General features: G+C 67.8%; 15 protein-coding genes. 3 read left to right on the forward strand and 12 right to left on the reverse strand.

Going from position 1 to position 18871, the window contains the following annotated elements; translation table 11 throughout:
- Positions 1–33: 33 nt before the first annotated feature.
- From JUB11_RS13715 to JUB11_RS13735, 5 genes are all read right to left on the reverse strand, one after another.
- The gene (locus tag JUB11_RS13715; RefSeq protein WP_207459115.1) at positions 34–267 is read right to left on the reverse strand and encodes a phosphopantetheine-binding protein; all 234 of its coding nucleotides are present in this window, start codon (positions 265–267) and stop codon (positions 34–36) included.
- A gap of 94 nt (positions 268–361) precedes the next feature.
- A complete protein-coding gene (locus tag JUB11_RS13720; RefSeq protein WP_247887034.1) occupies positions 362–1138 on the reverse strand; it encodes a glycosyltransferase family protein in 777 nt (258 codons plus the stop codon).
- 11 nt (positions 1139–1149) lie between these two features.
- On the reverse strand, positions 1150–2202 hold the full coding sequence (pseI, locus tag JUB11_RS13725) for a pseudaminic acid synthase (RefSeq protein WP_348771427.1): 1053 nt from the start codon (positions 2200–2202) through the stop codon (positions 1150–1152).
- A gap of 83 nt (positions 2203–2285) precedes the next feature.
- Positions 2286–3863, reverse strand: coding sequence for a glycosyltransferase (locus JUB11_RS13730; protein ID WP_207459117.1), 1578 nt, complete (start codon positions 3861–3863; stop codon positions 2286–2288).
- Positions 3850–4971, reverse strand: coding sequence for an SRPBCC family protein (locus JUB11_RS13735; RefSeq protein ID WP_207459118.1), 1122 nt, complete (start codon positions 4969–4971; stop codon positions 3850–3852). The genes JUB11_RS13730 and JUB11_RS13735 overlap by 14 nt, the downstream gene beginning before the upstream one ends.
- Before the next feature lie 244 nt (positions 4972–5215).
- On the opposite strand from JUB11_RS13735, the gene JUB11_RS13740 reads away from it, so the two are divergent.
- The gene (locus JUB11_RS13740; RefSeq protein ID WP_207459119.1) at positions 5216–7789 is read left to right on the forward strand and encodes a glycosyltransferase family A protein; all 2574 of its coding nucleotides are present in this window, start codon (positions 5216–5218) and stop codon (positions 7787–7789) included.
- Here the strand turns inward: JUB11_RS13740 and JUB11_RS13745 are convergent.
- Positions 7758–8975 carry a glycosyltransferase gene (locus JUB11_RS13745; RefSeq protein WP_207459120.1) on the reverse strand — a complete coding sequence of 406 codons (1218 nt, stop codon included), beginning with the start codon at positions 8973–8975 and terminating at the stop codon, positions 7758–7760. The genes JUB11_RS13740 and JUB11_RS13745 overlap by 32 nt on opposite strands.
- Positions 8976–9130: 155 nt before the next feature.
- On the opposite strand from JUB11_RS13745, the gene JUB11_RS13750 reads away from it, so the two are divergent.
- Complete coding sequence (locus JUB11_RS13750) at positions 9131–10339, forward strand: tetratricopeptide repeat protein (protein ID WP_207459121.1); 1209 nt, start codon at positions 9131–9133, stop codon at positions 10337–10339.
- An 8-nt stretch (positions 10340–10347) separates the two neighbouring features.
- On the forward strand, positions 10348–11370 hold the full coding sequence (locus JUB11_RS13755; RefSeq protein WP_207459122.1) for a sulfotransferase: 1023 nt from the start codon (positions 10348–10350) through the stop codon (positions 11368–11370).
- A gap of 17 nt (positions 11371–11387) precedes the next feature.
- Here JUB11_RS13755 and JUB11_RS13760 read toward each other — a convergent pair whose 3' ends face one another.
- The 6 genes from JUB11_RS13760 to JUB11_RS13785 all read right to left on the reverse strand — a co-directional run bounded on the left by JUB11_RS13760 (position 11388) and on the right by JUB11_RS13785 (position 18802).
- Positions 11388–12011, reverse strand: coding sequence for a DUF1919 domain-containing protein (locus tag JUB11_RS13760; protein WP_247887048.1), 624 nt, complete (start codon positions 12009–12011; stop codon positions 11388–11390).
- A gap of 18 nt (positions 12012–12029) precedes the next feature.
- Complete coding sequence (locus JUB11_RS13765) at positions 12030–12833, reverse strand: hypothetical protein (RefSeq protein ID WP_207459124.1); 804 nt, start codon at positions 12831–12833, stop codon at positions 12030–12032.
- Positions 12830–13522: an FkbM family methyltransferase gene (locus JUB11_RS13770; RefSeq protein WP_207459125.1), complete on the reverse strand. Its 693-nt coding sequence runs from the start codon at positions 13520–13522 to the stop codon at positions 12830–12832. Before JUB11_RS13770 ends, JUB11_RS13765 begins: the two co-directional genes overlap by 4 nt.
- Positions 13519–16599 carry an FkbM family methyltransferase gene (locus tag JUB11_RS13775; RefSeq protein ID WP_207459126.1) on the reverse strand — a complete coding sequence of 1027 codons (3081 nt, stop codon included), beginning with the start codon at positions 16597–16599 and terminating at the stop codon, positions 13519–13521. Before JUB11_RS13775 ends, JUB11_RS13770 begins: the two co-directional genes overlap by 4 nt.
- A gap of 110 nt (positions 16600–16709) precedes the next feature.
- Entirely contained in the window at positions 16710–17921 is a 1212-nt protein-coding gene (locus JUB11_RS13780; RefSeq protein WP_207459127.1) for a glycosyltransferase, read from the reverse strand.
- A complete protein-coding gene (locus JUB11_RS13785; protein WP_207459128.1) occupies positions 17894–18802 on the reverse strand; it encodes a glycosyltransferase family 10 in 909 nt (302 codons plus the stop codon). The genes JUB11_RS13780 and JUB11_RS13785 overlap by 28 nt, the downstream gene beginning before the upstream one ends.
- Positions 18803–18871: the final 69 nt, after the last annotated feature.

Below are 18871 nucleotides of genomic sequence, written 5' to 3' on the forward strand. Positions count from 1 at the left end.
GCGCCGCGTCCACCCTCATCGCGCGGTCGTGGCTCAGGCCGGCTCCTTGACGCCGGCCAGCGCCAGCAGGTCGCCGACCGTCTTGGCCTGCGCCAGCTTCTCCGCCTCGACGACCTTTTGCGTCCTCTCGTCCACCAGGGCGATGAAGCTGATCACGCCGAGCGAATCCCAGCCCTCCAGCCCATCCAGCTCCTCGGTGCCCGTCAGGGTGCCGGCCGGCAGCTCCAGCATGTCGTCCAGCGCCAGCAGAAATTCCGTGCGGTTCATCGCCTGTCTCCTTGTCGCCGGGGGGCATGGCGCCCGTTCCCGGTCATTCTCGTTCGTCGTCCGTCGCCGGACCCTGCCCTAGCATCAGCCGGCATCAGTGCACGGTCTTTTGCCGGACCTCGCGGTTGATGCCGGCCCAATCGGGGTGGGCCTCCAGCACTTTGCAACAATCCTGCCATCCGAAGGTGGGATTTTCGGGGAGCAGCGCCTCCAGCAGCCGGCGGACCAGCTCGAAGTCGGCGGGCTCGTCCACGCACCAGCGGAGTTCCACCGGCCCCGCGCCGTCCGGGCGCAGGGGCCGGCCCAGCCGGAACCGGCCGGGCCGGCGGTAGATGTAGGGAGTGACATGCTCCCGCTCGGCGGGATCGGCGGCCTGTTCGGCGGCCTCGTCGAGTGCTGCGCGCGTGAAGGCCTCCGCGTCGAGCCCGCGCGGCAGGAGGGAGGTGTCTATGCTGAGATAGTCCAGGGGCGGCACCTCGCCCCGCCCGGCCAGGAAGGCCGCCACGAGCCCGTCGACCAGCGCGGGGTCGATCAGCGGACAGTCGGAGGTCACCCGCACGACGATGTCGGCCCCCGCCTCGGCGGCGGCCCCGGCGAAGCGGGACAGCACGTCCTGTTCGCTGCCCCGGAAGACCGGCAGGCCAAGCCGGCGGCCGAGCGCTTCCAGCGGGTCGTCGGTGGCGTTCACGGTCGTGGCGAGGACCAGGGCGTCCAGGGTCCGGCAGCGTCCGAGCCGTTCGAGATGATGCTCCAGCAGCGGCTTCCCGGCCGCCTCCATCAGCACCTTGCCCGGCAGGCGGGTCGAGGTCATGCGCGCCTGGGAGATGCAGACCACGCGCGGGCGGGCCGCCGTCAAGACGCCTCCCGTCAAGACGCCTCCCGTCACGGCGCCTCCTCCGGCGCCAGCATGTCCCAGCGCAGGGGCTCGCCGCGCCGCAGGGGCCGCGCCGCGCGGCGGCCCAGCACCTCGGGCAGGTGCTTGGGCGCCATGCCGAAGCCGGGGCGGATGGAGCGGACCGAGGCCGCGGTCAGCGGCTCGCCGGCACCGACGTCGGCCACCAGGTAGAGCGAGCGGCGGTAGTCGCGCCCGCCCGCCTCGCTCGGCTCCACACCGTAGGACACGCGGCCGAGCGCCGACCAGGCGGTGCGCGCCGCTTCGGCCATCGCCCTGAACTCGTCCGGCTCCAGGGAAAAATCGGCGTCGACGCCGCCATCGGCCCGCGACAGGGTGAAGTGCTTCTCGATGACGGTCGCGCCGAGCGCCACGGCGGCGACGGGGACCGCGACGCCCCTGGTGTGGTCGGACAGCCCGACCGGCAGACCAAAGGCCTCGGACAGATGCGGAATGGTGCGCAGGTTGCAGTCCTCGGGCGGCGTCGGGTAGCCGCTCACGCAATGCAACAGCGCCAGGGGAGCCGTGCCTGCGGCCTCAACCGCCTCGGCCACCTCGCCGAGCGTGGCGAGGCCGGTCGAGACGATCAGCGGCCGGCCGGAGCGCGCCGCGCGGCGGATCAGCGGCAGGTCGACGATCTCGAAGGAGGCGATCTTGAAGGCCGGGGCGTCCAGCCCTTCCAACAGCTCGACCGCCGTCTCGTCGAAGGGGGAGCTGAAGATGGTGATGCCCAGCTCGCGGGCGCGGGCGAAGAGCGGCGCGTGCCAGTCCCAGGGAGTGTGCGCCTCGCGGTAGAGGTCGTGCAGGGTCCGCCCATTCCACAGGCCCCCTTCCAGCCGGAAGCCGGGACCGTCATGGTCGATGGTGATGGTGTCGGCCGTGTAGGTCTGGAGCTTGACCGCGTCCGCCCCCGCCGCCGCCGCCGCCTCGACCAGGGCGATGGCGCGCGACAGCTCGCCCTTGTGGTTGCCCGACATCTCGGCGATCAGGTAGGGCGGATGGCCGGGGCCGATGGGGCGGCCGTCGATGGTGACGCTGTTCACGGTGGTGCTAACTCGGGTTTCGGGACGGTTTCGGAACGGGGACCGACCCCACTCTGCCACGGATCGCGTCCGCGGGTCATGCCTCACGGGCGGGTGCCGCTCCGCCAGAGCGCGCGCGCCTCCTCGCCGTAGGCCAGGAGGCGTTCGACGCATCGGCGGCGGTCGCCCACCGTCCCGAAGCGGTGCCGGGACAGCGCCGCTTGGCGCTCCCGCTCGGCCGGGTCGCGGACGAGCGTCCCGGCCCGCTCCAGGAAGGCCGCCCGGTCGGGCACGCCGATCTCCGGCCCGGCGACGCCCGCGACATCGCCCTGCGCCAGCGTGACGACCGGCAGCCCCTCGGCCAGGGCAAAGGCGGCGCTGCCGCCGCCGCCCTGGCGCCGCGGGTTGAGGTAGGCATGGCAGCGCCGGTAGAAGGCGCGGATGTCGGGAATCCGGCCGAGGCTCCTCAGCCGCGCCCTGTTCCGCCGGGCCTCAAGCCTCGCGGGCAGGGTCTCCACCTCTCCGGCGAAGGCGATCACCGCCTCCGGGCAGCGGTCGAGGATCTCGTCCGACAGTTCCAGGAACTCCTCCCCGACTTCCTGGTCGAGCCGGTTGCCGACCACGGCGAAGACGAAGCCGGCTTTGCCGAGCCCGAAGTCGCCGGCCGCTTCCGCCGTCGGGGGCGGGGTGAAGCCCAGGGCGAAGGGCCGGAAACGCCCCGCGAAGGGCGCGCGGTAGAGTTCCGGGATCGAGCGGGTGTAATCCTGCTCGTCATAGCCCAGAACGAGCTGCGCCAGCGAGATCGTGACGCCCGACGTCGTGGGCAGGCAGACCACCGGGCGGGCGTCCGCCTCGGCGAAGAGGTCGCAGACGATGTTGGAGCCGCCGAAGGAGACGATCAGGTCCGGGTCATAGCCGTCCACCGCCGCGACGATATCCGCCAGCTTGCCAGCGGTCAGGGCGGGTTCCGTGAAGGACGCCATGCGCAGCTGCTGGCCGAACATCGACACGGTGTGAACGCCCTGGTACTCGGGAATCGCCGTGGCGACGAAGGGCGGGATGAACAGGCACTCCACGCGCGCCGGCATGGTGTTGGCGTTGAAGATGACGGCCTCGACGCCCTGCTCCTCGCGCAGGCGGGCCGCGTAGTCGAAGCAGTCGCGCGACGGCTGGTGCTGGTCGCCGAGGAACTGGTTGGTCACCACCGCCACCCGGCGGACCGGCCCGCCGCGTGGAACGGCGCGCGGCGGCACCACGCGCCAGCGCCGCATCACCGCCCGGACCAGCTCCTCGTAGAAGCGGTACAGGTCGCAGGACGGGAAGGCGGCGGCCTTCTCCGGCGCGGCGGCCCCCATGAAGAGCTGCCGGGAGATGCACCAGTAGACGTAGTGCATCAGCTCCGGCCCGACACTATCCCGGCCGAGCAGCAGGTAATGCAGGATGCGCTCGAAATGGTACAGGTCGCCGGTGAGCTGGAAGAGCACGGAGTGCAGGCGGATCGTGTCGCCCGACGGCGCGTCGCGGCGCAGCCGCTCGGCGAGCGCCAGCCGCTCCTCCAGGCTCGCCGTCGCGCGGATCTCTCCACACAAGCCGGCGAAGCGGTTGATCTTGTCCGCGTCGAAGGCACGGTCGGACAGAAGGGCGAGCAGTTCCCCGGCCAGCCCGTCCCTAACCGCGGTCATCGCCACCCCCCATCCAGCCCGAATAGACGGATTGGAAATGCTGGATGCGCTCCTCGTTCAGCCCGAGGACGGACGGGAAATCCACCTGCCGGGCGCCCAGCGCCGCCTGCTCGGCGACCTCCCGGTCCTCCCCGAGCAGGCGCAGGTTCTGCGTCCGCGCGGTGTCGGCGAAGGCGGTCCAGGCGCCCCGCCCGGCCAGATCCGGCCGGTCTCCGTGGGCGAAGTAAAGCCGCAGGCGCAGCTCGCAGCGTTCCGGCCCGGCCGGGTCGTAGCTCTGCACGCTCATCAGGGTCCCGCGCGTGACCGCGATTTCCAGGTTCGGGAAGACGTGCAGATGCTCGTACTCACGGAGATCCGGGCTGGGGCGCAAGGCCAGGAGTTTGGCAGCCTTGTCCCACCAGCGGGCGCTGTCCTCGCTCAGCGAGATGGTGCCGCGCGAATGCGGCCCATCGTAGGAGCAGCGCCAGTCCTTCTGCACGAAGCGGCGGAAGGTGTCCGGATGCACCGTGTCCGCGTGGTAGACCTCCAGCACATTCTCCACGCCGAATTTCCAGTTGGCCTCCCACGGCAGGACCTGCTCATCGACACGGGTGCCGAAGATCTCGGACAGGTGGCGCAGCAGCGCCGCGCAGCCGCCAAGATGCTCCTCCAGCCCCGGCCCGCCGGGCTCGACGCGCAGGAACAGGAAATCGCCGCAAGCCTCCAGTTCGACCGGGCGCAGGGCGCGCGCCCGGCGTCCCGCCTCGTCCAGCCCGAAGTTGGCGGCGTGCCCCGGCATCCCGACCGGCACGCCCTCCCGGTCGAAGGTCCAGCCATGGTACCGGCAGCGCAGGGGACCGTTGCCGCAGGCGTCGGAGCGGATCAGGCCGAAGCGGTGCGTGCAGACGTTCTGAAACGCCCGGACCGCGCCGTCGAAGTTCTGAACGACCACGTCCATGCCGCCGACGCGCCGGACCACATAGTCGTTGTGGTTCGCCACCTCGTCGCGCAGGCAGGCGAAGATCCAGCCGCGGCGGAAGATGCGGTCCTGCTCGTCGGCGAAGATCGAGGCGTCGCGGTAGGCGGCGGGCACCAGGCCCGGGGCGGCTTTCACCGGTATGAATGGCATAGGAGCCACGCTGTGTCCCTGTTCTCGAGGGAGGCCTTTCTGCAAGGCGTCCCTGTTCGGGCTGGACGCTGCCGGCCGGCATTGCACCAGGAACCAGCCCATGCCCCGACAGCGCCATGATAGGAGGTCAGGCGGAGCGCCCGCAAGCGGTCGCGACCCGGATTGCGCCGCTCTCGAGCTGGGCGCAGAATGGCCGCCCCGCGTGGGCGGCACCCGGACGCGCAACCGAACGAGGTCTTTTCCGTTGCAGCATGACCGCGACGAGATGGCGGGGGAGGATCTCCCGGCCTTCGCAATCCTGACCCCACCCGGCGATCCGGCGCGGCGCGAGGCGGCCATGCGGCTTGCCGGCGCGGCCGGCGCGGCCGGCGCGGCGCGGTGCGTCGTCCTCGACCGGGCCGACGGGCTGCGAGATCCAGGCTTTGCCTTTATCCTCACGATGTGCGCGCTTCAGCCGAAGCTGTCGGCGGTGCCGAGCTACGCCTTGTTCGAGCGGTCGGAGCTGGATGCCGTTCCGGCGAATGAGGCGCTCGCGCGGATCCTCAGCCATGACGGGTACCTGGTCGGCCGCGAGGAGGACCGCCGTTTCCTGGCCGACCTCCTGTTCGGCAGCCGCAAGCAGGCGGCGCCGATCCTGGATCTGCCGCCGCTGGCTCCGCCGGAGCACAGGGCTCCTGAACACAGGGCTTGCACGACCGAACCCGCCGAAGGGCTTCTCGTGGTGCTGACGGCGCCGCCCGACCGGGAACGCGTGGCCTTGTGCCGGGACTTGGCGCGGCGGCACGGGATCCGCGTCGTCAGCCTGGTTCCCGCCGCGGTGGAAGCCGCCGCCGCGTCGGGCCTGCCGGCCGAGTGCATTTGCGCCGACGGCAAGGCGCTGGCCGCCGTGGCCGCCGCGCACCGCGTTGCTCTATGCCTGGGCGGTGCGGGCCGCGCGGGATCGGTGTTGGCCGGCGATCTCTGCCGAGTGGCCCTCGCCACCGCCGGCTGCCTTGTCCTATCCGATGAGGTCGCCCCGGTGCCCGGCAGCGATGGCCAAGCGGGACTGCTGGACGGCGAAGCTCCGGCTTCGTTCCTGCGCTGGCAGGTCGAACGGCACCTCGCCCGCTTGTCCGGCGACGAGGCGGTCGCACGGGCGCTGGCCGAAGGCGCGCGGGAGCAGGCGATGGCGCGAGGTGCCGCGCCCCTCGTCCTTCAGCGCCTGCTCGACATGCACCGGGCCGTGCTGACGGACAGGGGCTATCGCCCTGCTTCCGAAGGGGACGGCGACCTGCCCGCCGTCGCCTATGTCGTGCGCGCCGGAGGCCGGCCGAGAGCCTATCTCGAACGCGCCCTCGCCAGCCTCGAGCGGCAGGGCGTGCCGATGACCGTCGTCGTGGTTCTTTGGCGGGAAACGCCGGAGAACGCCGAACTGCTGGCCCGTCCCTGGCGCTTCGCGTTGAAGGTCCTCCATCGGCCGGGCGCCGGTAGCGACCGCGCCCTGGCCGAGGGGCTCGCCGCCGTGAAGGCGAGCGGCGCCGCCTGGTTCGGGCTGCTCGACGATGACGACGAGTTGCACCCGAACCATGTCCGGACCCTGCTGAAAACGCTCGCGGCGCGCCGGCGCCTCGCGCTGCCGGAGGCCCAGGTCGCCTATTGCGGCGCGGTCGAGATGGCCGAGGACGGCTTCGGGAGCCCGGCCGCGGACACGATCCCCCTGCCCGTCCCGGCGCTACGGCTGCGGCTCGGCGCCTTCTTCTTCCCCAACCCGCGCCGCCTCTGGAGCCCGGCAGCCCATTTGCCGCCGCACTGCTGGCTCGCGTCGACGCGCCTGATCGACGAGGAATTGCTTGCCCCGTCGGGGCTGGACCTCGGGGAGGACACGCATCTCCTCAACCTCCTCGCCGAACGGAGCCGGTTCGTCTTCTCCTGCGAGGCGACCGTCACCTACCATTATCATGGTGCCGGCCAGTCGGGCTGGTGGCGGGATCCCGCGATGGCTGAGAAGGCTGAGAGGCTTTCGCTGCGCATGGTGGGACGCGCGGCGCTGGGCGAGGGGGGCGGCTATGGCCGGGAAAACCTCCCGCCCATCGACGACCGGCTCGGCGCCGGAATCCTCAAGGCCGAACCTATGGAAAGCACCGCGCCCGTCCTGCTGTCCCGGACGCTTCGGCTTGAGGACAGCCGGGCGGCCACGGCGGAGGCAGTCTCCCTGCCTGCCGGCCAGTCCGTCCTGCGGTGGTATTTCGCCGACTCCGGCGACGGTTCCGAGGTCGCCGAACTATCCGCGCGGCTGCATGTCCGGCGGGCGGACGGATCGGCTGAGACCATGGCACTCGGCCCCCTCGCGGTCCATCGCCGCGGTCCGGGATGGCATCTCGCCCATCCTCTCCGGATCGGCGCGGACGACCGGTTCGACCGAGTCGCGCTGTCGCTGGAACTTGACCAGCTGGTGCCGGGAAGCGGGGACGCCCTGCCTCTGGCGATGACGGTCTCCGAAGCGCTGGACGGCGTCTTCGTACCCTGGTCCGCCCTGCCCCAGGCCGGGCGCGTCTGGATCTTCGGCGCCGGCTCGGCCGGCCGCGCGGCGCTCCGACAGCTGACCGCCGTGGGACAGCGCCCGAGGGTCGCCGGATTCGTCGACAGCCAGAAGACCGGCGAACTCGATGGCCTTCCGATCCTGCCTCCCTCGGCCTTGCGGACGGCGCCGGAGGCGGACCTGGTGCTGATCGCCAGCCAATTCTGGCGGGAGATCGCCCGCACGCTCGCTGGCACTCTTCCCAACCCGATCGGCTGCACCCACCCCATCAACGCGGCGGGGCTGCGTCTCCTGACATGAACCGCCGGGCGTCGAGAAGGTCCGCCAGACGTTCCGTGCCCGGAGCCTCCTGCCGGAGACGGGCGGCGGCCTTCAGCGCCTCCTGCTCGTAAAGGGCTTGGCGTTCCAGAGCCTCCTCGATGGCGGCGGCCAGAGCCTCGCCGTTCCATTCGCGAAAGAGCGGCTGGCGGACGCCCAGAGCGGCCACGTCGCGCGCCATTTCCGACCGCTCCGGCAGGAGCGTGGGCCGGCCGCGCGACAGCGCCTCGAACAGGATGCTGGAGGGCTGGTACCGGTAGGCAGGCCCGTAGGGAAGGACCGCGAGGGAACAGCTGCCGAGCCAGCGGTCGTACTCCTCGGGTGGCAGCCCCCCGCGCAGAAGGATCACGCGCCGGTCTTCCAGGACGTCGCGATAGGGCGCGAGCCGCCCCTCCTCCGTGGGCTCGTCGATCTGGATGATAAGGCGAAGCGCGCGGCCGTTCCGCAGAAGCCGGCGCGCGGCATCAAGTAACGGCAGCAGCCCCTTCTGCTCCCAGCCGGTGTTGCCGAACAGCCCGATGGCCGGCGCCGTCTCCGGCCCAGGGCGCGGGAGCGCTTCCCGCGGGCGCAGGTAGGAGAAGGGAAAGGGCCGTACGTGGATCGCGCCGTCCGCCAGTGCCTCCAGATGCTTCGCGTAGAACGAGGAAAAAGCCAGAAGCACCGGCTTCGGCCCGTCGAGCGCGGCGAGCCCGCGCAGGATCGTCGCATAGATCTCCGTGTTGCGGCGATGCACGGTGCCGTCGAAACCGTCGAAGCACTCCTGAGCCTCCAGCGTCAGCACGCAATGGGGGCGCGTGCCAGCTGGCCGCTCCTCCAGCCAGCGCAGGATGCCGAACAGGCTGCGGTGGGTCGAACGGGGGAAGAAGAGCGTGTCGGCGGGTCCGGCCGCTTCTCCGATCCGGGCGAGGTCCAGATGGAAGCGGTAGTTCACCGCCCCGATGTCGGCGATGGGCATCGGGAAGACCCGGGCCGAGGGAAGGTGATCCAGGCAAGCGACGGCACCGAACGGCGCCACGACGCTCTCGCGGTCCGCCGAGCGCGGCACGAACAGACGGAAGCCCACCGCCCGCGCCGCCAGAACCGCGCCGAGTTCGGTCATGAGGTGATGATGGTGTCCGCTGCGGTCGATCATCATCGGATCGACGGCGAAGACCGTCGGAAAAGGCATCGTACGGAAGACTCGTCTGTTGGTGCGTGAACAATGGCATGAACGGGCCGTCGGACGTCAATGGCCCCATGTGCCTTCCTGCGAGGCTTGCGGCGGACGGTGCAGTCCTGCACTATGCGGCGGCTTTTCCCTCCCCGCGCTCTTCTTGGCAGCTGATGAACGACCGCTCGACCGCCAGAACGCCCGTACCGGACCTGTCGCCTGAAGCCATCGAGCGGTGGCGGAAGAGCATCCGCGATGACGCCTTTTCCAATTACCACCACAAGATGGGCGTGGCTCTGGCCAAACAGAAGGAAACCGCTGCGGCCGTGGCGGCCTTTCAGCGGGCTCTGGCTGTCGATCCCTCCCATTTCGGATCCGCGCATCACCTCGCGGCGCTTCTCCGCGCCGCCGGGCAGGCCGATGCGGCCGACACGGTTCTGAACAACGCAAAGTCCTTGGACCCGGACGCGGAAGCCCTCGGCCATGCCGACATCGCGGAGGATCTTCTGGAGGAAGGCCAATCGGACGAAGCCGCCATGGCCTTGCGCACCGCCATTGCCGGGACGCCGCGCGCTGCCCGCCGTGCCGTTGAGTCGCTCAATTTCCTCGGCCAGGTCCGAATGAATGAGAAGCGCTACGCCGAAGCGCTGGAGGCCTTCGATCTGGCTGCCCCCCATATGGGCGAGGATGCAGGCTTCCAGATCGAGCGCGGCAATGCGCTCATGTGGCTCAACCGGCTGGACGAAGCCGTATCCGCCTTCCGCATTGCCGTCGAGCAACGTCCGGATTGGTGGAAGGCACGCTATTATCTTGGGCTCGGGCTTCTGTACTCGCTGGCTTTCGACGAGGCCGCTCAGAACTTCGGCATCAGCCAGTGCGAAGAGCCACGGGCATCGACGGTGCTGCTGCTGGCCCGCAGCGTGGAGTTGGCCGGACGGCCCGACGAATCCGTCCACATCCTGACCGATGCTCTCAACAGCTCTCCTTCCTCGCCCGCCATGCTCGCCCAGCGCGGCTTCTGCCGGATGCGGCTGGGGCAAACCGCCGAGGCACTGGCCGATGTGAATGGAGCCGTGACGGGAGGCTCCGACCCGGCATTGAGAAGCTTGGCACTTTCCCATCGGGCCATGGTTCAGCTCGCGCTCGGAAATCTGGCCGGAGCTGACGCCGATGCAACGGAAGCTCTGCGCCATCCGCCGCAACTCGCGCTGACCGGCGTGATTCTCGCCGCCGTTCGGCTCGGTCAGGGACGGCCTGCGGAAGGCAAGGTCGCCCTCACGCAGGCTGCAGCCCTGGCACCGCACCAAGTCGCCCTCGGCCTGCGACTCATCCAGCCGTTCGTCCAGGGCATCGACCGGCTCGCCGGCCTGCCCGAGGGTTGAATCGTACGGTGGCCGCCCTGGAGAGCACAAGGATCGGAAGAACCGGCCAGAATCTCGGCTTCCTCCTGGCCTTGCCCCGCTCCGGTTCCACCCTGTTGTCGGCGATTCTGGACAATCATCCCGAGATCGCCTCGCCACCGGAACCCTGGGTGATGCTTGCCCTGCATTCCCTGGGGCAGGTCGACCGGCGGCATCCGGCGGACTCACGACTGGTCGGCACCGCGCTAGACCTTTTCGCCGGCGAGGAAGGCCTGCGCTCCGCCGCCCGCGCCGCCGCCGCCACTCTCTATGGAATGGCTCTGCAAGGCAGCGGGAAAACCTTCTTTCTCGACAAGACGCCCCGCTATCATCTGATCCTCGATTATCTGAACGACGTGTTTCCCGATGCCAAGCTTGTATGGCTGCGGCGGAATCCTTTCGCCATCGCGGCCTCCTATCGCTCCACCTGGGGATTCGATCTGCCGGCGCTTCTCCGTTCCGGGGACGACCATCCGGCGGTCTTCGACCTTCTGACCGGATTGGGGGCGCTGGAGCGCTTCTCCACCGCACTCGGCGACCGTGTCCACGTCGTTCACTACGAAAGGCTGATCGCGGATCCCATTGCCGCCTTGCATGCGCTGCTGATGCATCTCGGCCTCCCGAGCCCGGAGGAATCGGTTCGGGCGATGACGGACCTTACGGCCCTCGGACGGTCGAAGAAGCAGTTCGGCGACCACAAGATCCTGAAGACAACCGCCCCTCATGCGGATTCGCTCGACCGCTGGAAAAGTGAACTGTCGGTCCCGGACCTGCAAACCCTGCTGGACGCGCTGGGACGGGATCGCCTGACCCGGCTCGGTTACGGCGCGGCCGTGGAGGAGGTGCTGGCTCTCGGCGCCGTGGACAAGGGTCCTGATGTGACCCTTGCTCATGAGGAGCGGTGCCGGCGGCTCATGGACCGTCGCCTTTCCGATCTCGGCCGGGCGAGCGCGTATGAGGGCGTGATCCCAACCGTGGGCCGTTGGGGCGGGCTTCCGCCTGGGACCGGTTAGGATCACTGAAACGGCCGCTAAGCGATGCTCTCGCGTAAAGCCCGCTTCATCGTGGGAAGATCGGCCGGGGCGCCGAGGCCAGCCCCTTCGTACAGCCAGCGGAATGGGCAGAAGTCCGGCAGCCGCTTGCAGGCCTCCCACAGCTTCGGACCGGGCTCGCAACTGTCCTCTGGAGAATCCATTTCCAGCGCGCCATGCCGTGCCGCGTCGGCAAAGCGCCCCTTTCGGACCATGCAAAGCTTGTGCGGAAGGTCGAGTTCCGCGAAGGCGCGCAGATGTTCTTGCGTGAACCCGCTCCGGTCGGAGATCTGGAAGAAGAGCTTTGAGGGATCCCTGGGCATCCTGTCCGTGCGTCGCTCCCAGGACAGGCGCGCGCCCTCCTGTGACGTGTAATGCATGAAATGAATTTCGATGCCGTCACCAAGGATGCCTACCGGATAATTCGCATCACGATAACGGGAATTCTCCGCAAAACGTAAATTCTCCTCCATATGGCGGTTGAAGTCCCGCAGAAGCCGGATGAAGTCGCCGGGCATGACGAAGAGGCCGATAAAGGGTGAATTGTAGGGGGCTTCGAGATCCTGATAGATCCCCGCGCCCCAACAATTGCTGGAAACGACTGCCCACATATTTCCATGCATGGTAATCACCCCAGGCCTTCACCAATGATCGAACGCTTCATGAAGCGAGATCATGTTGTAGGGCGGATTGCGCAACAGCTCGGACGTCGCAAAATGGCTGCTGTCCGGTCCCATGCCACAGTTGTAGACCGCGCGCTTCCGGGTGCGCCGGTGGTGAAGGCCACGTTGCGCGGCGAGCAGGGCCGTGCAGGAATCCCAACTGAAGAAGGAGCGCAGAACGTTTATGACATCCCGGCCGGGCGTGACGTCGAGACGCGCGCAGACATCCGGGGTCAGGCTCCGCTCGACGAAGGCGAGATACTCAGGCTCGCTCATGGCAAAGCAACGCCTCAGGTCCGGCAACAGCGCAACAAGCTTTTCACTGGACGTCGCCCACCCCCAGCCCTGGAACCGCGTGATGGTGTCTCCCTCCGCGGGGACGAGAAAGGGATGCCCATACACCGAATAGCTGGCCGGATCCGCGGCCGCGATGCCGAGTGCCTCTTCGAACAGGGTGATGGCGTCACGCGTCGGAAAGCAGTCGTCCTCAAGGACGATGATCCGCTCATACCGCTCGCTTGCGGCGCTCAGCGCATCGAGCATCAGCTTTTCGATACCGACACGGCCCTCATAGAAGGTCCGCCTCACCTCGGGATAAGCATCGGCGACTGCCTTGCGCACGGCCCGGACACGCGGCTTCCATTCCTGGTGGGCCGAATGTCCGTCCAGCCAGACTTCCGTCCGCGGGAGGCATCCCTGGCGGCCAAGGCTCTCGAGCGTCAGGAGAATATGATCGAGCCGTGTGTGACCGAACACGAGGATGCCCGTGCCGTCCCTGCTCATGGCCGTTCCGTTCCGTTCACATAAAGGGCATCGCCCTGGAGCAGTTGCCCGTCCGGGTGGGAGTATAGGTCGTAGAGATTGAACAGGCGGAAGCCACTGCCCCGCAAATACGCATCGACATCGGCGAACAGGTCCTGGCCCTCGTATGAGGGCGAGAACATGACCTCCGTGAGAATGATGTGAACATGGCTCAGCAGCTTCGGTCCCGCCCCGATGAACGCCTGCAACTCGCCGCCCTGTATATCCAGCTTCAGGAGATCGATGAACTGGCCGGCGAACAGATCGGAGAGAGTTCTGACCGGAACCTCCATGGTTTCGTCGATGCTGACATTCTCTCCATGATAGCGTCCCAACATCTGGCTGGGACGATAAAGGGATGATGACACAAGATTGCGCGTTACGTGAAAAGGCACCGTGGCAGCCTTCGCACCGACCGCGCAGCCGTGCACGATCACTTGGCTGTCCTGGGCGAAGTTTTGCCTAAGCTCGTCCGCGAGGCTGGGGATCGGCTCGAAGGCATGAACGACCGCCTCGGGATACTGCGTCCGGAAATGCCGCGTCACCGCGCCTCGGTTGGCCCCAACGTCGAGGACCAGGCGTGCCTTTCCGCCAAGCAGCGCGTGTGCGTCGGCGAAGCGGTCACGCGCGGCCATCTTCCCCGATGGCTGGCCACGGGCCCCGGCCCTCATGCGCGGTCTCCCAGGAATGCGTCGATCATGGCAACGTCCTGCACATCCTTCGGCACCTCGCCGCGCTTGACCTTCATGGCCCGAACGACGTGCGGCGCAGCGAACTTCACCCCATGCCAATAGAAGTGGTGGGCAGGATCGAAGATGATCTCGTCCCGGCCATGGACATGATGAGCCAGTTCACTGGCATGATTGCCGATCAGCTTCGTACCGAAGTCAGGAGTTTCGTCCCGAAAGGACAGATAATCCAGATCCCGCGCCGGCCGCATCCCATACAGGGCCATGACGGCGCTGCCTTCCAGACAGAAATGATCCGGCTCGCGGACGAGTGTCGCGAGCCCCGTCCGGTATCGCTCGAACAGGGAACTGAACGGTTCGAATGGCCGGGGGCGGGCCGTGTTGAGGAAAGCCACGCTGTTGGCATTGAAGTAGATCCTGGCAAGGATCAGCGTTTCCGCGTGGGAGTCGTTGATGTGCAGCGAATCGTTCCCGCGACCGTAGAGAGCCCGGATCTCCGCCTTGCAGTCCCGCAGCCGGTCGGGCTCGTCCGGCTCGATCAGAAACACACGCAACGGGCCGCTGCCGTCGAAGCAGCGGGCGCCCTTGTTGCCGGCCCCCCTGAAACCGTCGCTCTCGCCGCCCAGCCAATGTTCTCCCTCATACATCTGCCGCATCAGGAGAGGAGCGCCATGCCCGGCAACCTCCACCTTCCGCTCGTAGACGATGCGGCAATGACGTTCCAGCAGGGCGCGAGCCTCTTCGTCCCGGTCGGCGTCGGCGGCCGGGAAAAGGGTCGCCACGCGCGCCCCGCGATGAAGTTCCGCGTACGCCAAGGCCATGGCGTCGAGACAGCGCGGGTCGAGGCCTCCCGGCACGTGCTTCGTCCGGTCACGGAAGTACCGGTAATCATAGACTGCCCCATCGCCGTCAAGGCGCAGGCAGCCCACCCCCGTCCGGAGGGCGAGACTGACGGCAAGGCGATGGCCGCCATCCATGAACAGGCCATTTCGTCCGATGGGGATCCGGGATCCCTCCTCGTCGAAGCCATCACGCCGCATCGATGCGATCAGTGCATCGAAGCGCTCCAGAAAAGCCGCTGGCCCGGATTTTCCGGAACCATCACCCTCCTGGAAGCCATTGAACACTTCGATATGCGCCAGATACAGCTTCCGGGCGAAATCACAGTCCAGCCCAAGCAGGCGATGGCGTGCATAGAGGTATTTGGCCATCACGTCGAACCTGCGCCCGTCGGCCAGGGCGAGCGCATCGGCACGGAAGGCCGGAACCGTTTCGTTCAACCTGGTCAGCGTCAGAAGATGCGGGTTCAGGAGCCGCGCCGCCTCATCCCTGCCGAGGGCGGAGGGCTTCCGATCCGCGGCGAAAAGGTCCACCCCATTGTCCAGGATCACGGCGTAGCCCGCCTCGTCCAGGAAGGCGTGGATGTCCTGCCGGCTCCCTCCGACCTCGACCAGAAGAAGCTGCGGCCGGAACCGGGAGAAATCCAGGCTTCTCAGCACCTCCAGGTCAGCGCCTTCCACGTCGACGCTCAGGAAATCGACCATGCCGATCCCGTGTTCCTCCAGGATCGCCGTCAGCGGCTTGGTGCGAACCGTCTCGGTGCTCCACTCTGCCTGATACTTCGCGGTCCATTCCCCGCGGCGCTCCTCGACGAAGGTCGCGACGTCACTGCCCCATTCCGGGAGATGCGGGTAGGAGGAGACATGAATATCACGGCTTCCCTCCACCGCGGCGACCGCGTAGCGCGGGCAGGCGACGGGCCAGCCTCGATAGCTCTCCATGAGCTTGGCATGATTGGCGGCGACCGGCTCGATGGATATCCCCGTCCAGCCAAAGCTTCGGCAGAGCCGCCGAACGTTCGAGTAATGCACGCCGTCGAAACCGCCGACCTCCACGAAAACCTTCCGTCGCGGCGGGTTGGCCTCGAAGAAGGCTTCGATCACCTGCTCATGATCGCCTTGGGCGAAGTAACCGCGGGCGTGCTTCGGCAGTTCGCGAGCGAACCAGAATCGCGGAGCGTCACGCAGAATGCGGGCGCACTGGCGGTCCACCAGATCAAGGTCGCCCAAGGCGGCGGCCGTCTGCGCCATGGCCCAGGCGACGCGCCAATGCGTGAGGCCGAGGTCGAGCGCGGCCTGAAAATGGACGCGGGCCGTGGCGTGATCCCGCCGCCGGGCGCGGGCGAGCGCGTACCAATAGTGGAAATGAGGATCGGCCGGGTCGTCGCGCTGCTGCTTCTCGATCGCCCCGAGTTCCTCGTCCTCCACAGCGGCGATGACACGCTCCGCGGCGAGGGCGTCACGGAGATGGTCTTCGTTCAGAATCGGCGCGCGGCTTGCCAGCATCGCGGCCTTGATCGGCTCGCCGAGACGATGGTTTTCCCGTCCGCCGAACCGGTTGAAGGGCAAGGGGCGGGGCTTGCGTTCAGCCTCTTCGGCCTTTTCGTCTTTTGCCCATCGTTTCACAAGCCCCCGCGTCACCCAATCCTCGATCACGGCGCGGGAGGGAATGGACAGCGGCGCGAATCCGGCAAGGCGGTGGCTGTAGGCGAGCGGGTCCTCAAGCAGTGACTCGAAGGCCAGTTCCAGAATCGGGAAGTCCCCACATTCAAGCTGTTCCTTCAGGAACCCGGACCAAAGCGACAGCTGCGCACGGATAAGAGGTTCACCGCCGTCGCGTTTCACCGGGTCGGTCGATGTTTGCCAGACATGAGCGATGGAGCCGCACTGATCGTCCTCGCGGCGCGTCAGCTTCAGAACGCGGACATCGAAGCGGTCCTGCATGCGGCGCCAGAAGGGAAGCGCGAGGCCGCGTGGCACCTTCAGGGCGAACACGGGGGCATCGGGAAACTCGGCCGAGATGAGGTCCTCGTATTCGGGCAACAGCCGGTCCACGGCATCGGCGATGGCCGCCTCGCTGGGCAGGCCGGCCGCGTCGGGGTAGACCCCCGGGAAGGCACGACGCAGGAAAGCATCATGCGTCCGCAGTTCGAAGTTGCCTTTGGGGTTCATCGCGGAGGCGGAAGAAAGGCTGGATTCGCGCCCCAGGCCGGCGCCCATGAGTCCGAGAAGCCCCGTGACGGCAGAAGACCCGACCCCTCCAAGAGGCATCGTCACCAATATTGCAACGGGACGGCGTCCATCCGGACGGGGCTCAATCGAAGGAAGGCTCATGGTGATGCTCTCGTTGCTTCCGGGCCTTGCCCGCGATCCTCGCACCGCCAGGTGAAGCGGCGGGACGGCCGTTCCCCTTTCAGCATGGGAATGAGTATGGCCCAGACCAGATGTTCGTCGTTCGGGAAACGGAAGCCATCGTCCATGGCGGCCAGCAGGTCGCCGGTCGCCAATGTCCGGCAATGGGCGATGGCGTCCTCGGGGATCCTGCTCGGCAGTTCGCCTTCGCGCGTCACCGTACCGAACCCATCGCTCACCACGAAGCGGCCGGCGTCGAGATCGGCCCGCAGGATCTCGACCGCCTTGTAGGATTGTTCGCACAGCAGACGGACAGCGGTGGATAGGCCGGGTTCGCGCCCGGCGACGATCATCGACACCAGCGGCAGCGAGAAGGGGCGATGCGAATCGAGCGGCGGCTCCCCGGCGAGCGGCCCGGAGCGAACCACCGGCAACCGTCCTTCGTTTGGCCAATAGATCACCTGGTTCCGGGCGATGGCGGCGCGCGCCTCCTCCCCTCTCTTATTGGAGGGGTGCCAGTGATGAAGGCAGGAGGTCCGGCCGGTCAGGTCGAACGTCGGGGCATCGCTGCGCGAACAGCGGTCGAAGAACTCGTTGTCCTCGCACCCCCACACCGTGAAGGCTTCCTCCCAGCCGCGCAGCCGTTCGAACAGGAGCCGTGTGAAGGCGACGTTCCCTTTGCTCCAGACACGCTGTTCGGCCAGGGACGCGACGGGATGGTAGTCTTCCGCGATGCGTTCCGGTGCCAGTTGGACGCCCCTGGGCAGGTCCAGCATGGGCATGTGCGCGTACCATTCCGGGCCGGTCCGGGCGGCCAGTTCGCGCAGGCAGTCCAGAAAGTCTGGGGCGAACACGATGTCGGCGTCGCTGGCGATGATGACCGGAGCCACCGTGGCTCGGACGCCGAGATTGATGGCGCGCGCCCTGTTCCAGGGTCCCCGCTCGTCGAAGACGCGATGGAAAGCCCCCCATTCGCGCGCGGTCGTTTCCGTTTCGCGCGCGCAGGCCTCCGAGGACCCGTAATCGGCCACGCAGATCTCGACGTCATCGCTACCGCCCCGCTGATATCTCAAGGATTCCAGCGTCCGCGCAAGCGCGTGGCGCGGATAGTTCCGCACGGGCACGACCATCGCGAACCGGGGTGCGGTTCGGGTATCCGCCTTCACGACGCACCCGCGAGCGGACGCCATGCGGTGGGGATCTCCACCCGCCGCGCCGGGCCGCCGGAGCCGGCCTCCTCGAATTCCGCGGCGAGGAAGGCAAAGATGTTGTAGCGGTCGAGCACGCGACGCCGGGCCTCGGCAAGAGCATCCAGCCGCGATTCCCACAAATCCGGCTGGGAGAGCGTGTCGAGAAGGCGCGCGATGGCGTCGGTGTCATCCATGTCCACGCTGATCACCGCATCACGTGGAAACCAGCGCCCTATGTCCGTACAGCCCACGTAGATGGGCAAGGTCCAGGCGAGGAAGCAATCGGCGAGTTTCTCGGACCAGTAGAGTGGTCCCCGGAAATTCTCGACGGCGATCGAAAACCGGTAGGGCGCGAGCACGTCCCATTTGTCGGCCACGGCGCAGAAGCCACGGCCAAACAGGTCGAAGGAAAGGTGCTTTCGAAGATCAGCCAGGAAGCGGAGCCGTGCCTGATGGCCGGAGAAGATCGCCTTTCCGCTGGCGATGCAGGATATGTGTCGGTCCTTGGCCGGCATGGGACACCGGGAAAGCCAGTCGTAGTCGCGGTCCACATGCCAGGGAAGGGCGGGCGGCACCTTGCGGTAGCGCTCCCCTTCAAGCCTGTCGTCGGTCGTATAGACCCGGCTGAACACCGGCGGTGCCTGATGGAACGCGGCGAACGCTTCGTTCGGGGGTTCCTGCATCATCAGCCAGACGCGTTCCGGAGGGCAGGTCAGGACCGTGCCGGCGGGCGCCCCGGTCAGGATGACAGCGGCATCGGCCGGCTGCCCGGTATCGAAGGTGAAGCGGACACCGCCCCAGCGCAGTTCGCGGCCGGGCAACTGGCGCCGGAGATCCGGCCAGTCCCAACTCTTCACTACGGCGATCACCGGTTCAGCCATCGTTCCTGCTTGAAACCCCGTTCCCAAAACCGCCGGCGTCTCGCCCCTGGCAACGGCTTCGACGCACGG

The organism is Azospirillum sp. SYSU D00513 (genome assembly GCF_017356015.1).
GTDB lineage: Bacteria > Pseudomonadota > Alphaproteobacteria > Azospirillales > Azospirillaceae > Azospirillum.

What these genes read in the sequence shown, in the direction of transcription:
- JUB11_RS13780 (WP_207459127.1), bottom strand. Translation starts at nt 17,921, where the DNA reads ATGGCGTCCGCTCGCGGGTGCGTCGTGAAGGCGGATACCCGAACCGCA.
- JUB11_RS13715 (WP_207459115.1), bottom strand. Translation starts at nt 267, where the DNA reads ATGAACCGCACGGAATTTCTGCTGGCGCTGGACGACATGCTGGAGCTG.
- JUB11_RS13775 (WP_207459126.1), bottom strand. Translation starts at nt 16,599, where the DNA reads ATGGGCGCCGGCCTGGGGCGCGAATCCAGCCTTTCTTCCGCCTCCGCG.
- JUB11_RS13730 (WP_207459117.1), bottom strand. Translation starts at nt 3,863, where the DNA reads ATGACCGCGGTTAGGGACGGGCTGGCCGGGGAACTGCTCGCCCTTCTG.
- JUB11_RS13745 (WP_207459120.1), bottom strand. Translation starts at nt 8,975, where the DNA reads ATGCCTTTTCCGACGGTCTTCGCCGTCGATCCGATGATGATCGACCGC.
- JUB11_RS13770 (WP_207459125.1), bottom strand. Translation starts at nt 13,522, where the DNA reads ATGAGGGCCGGGGCCCGTGGCCAGCCATCGGGGAAGATGGCCGCGCGT.
- JUB11_RS13760 (WP_247887048.1), bottom strand. Translation starts at nt 12,011, where the DNA reads ATGCATGGAAATATGTGGGCAGTCGTTTCCAGCAATTGTTGGGGCGCG.
- JUB11_RS13765 (WP_207459124.1), bottom strand. Translation starts at nt 12,833, where the DNA reads ATGAGCAGGGACGGCACGGGCATCCTCGTGTTCGGTCACACACGGCTC.
- JUB11_RS13750 (WP_207459121.1), top strand. Translation starts at nt 9,131, where the DNA reads ATGAACGACCGCTCGACCGCCAGAACGCCCGTACCGGACCTGTCGCCT.
- JUB11_RS13785 (WP_207459128.1), bottom strand. Translation starts at nt 18,802, where the DNA reads ATGGCTGAACCGGTGATCGCCGTAGTGAAGAGTTGGGACTGGCCGGAT.
- JUB11_RS13735 (WP_207459118.1), bottom strand. Translation starts at nt 4,971, where the DNA reads ATGCCATTCATACCGGTGAAAGCCGCCCCGGGCCTGGTGCCCGCCGCC.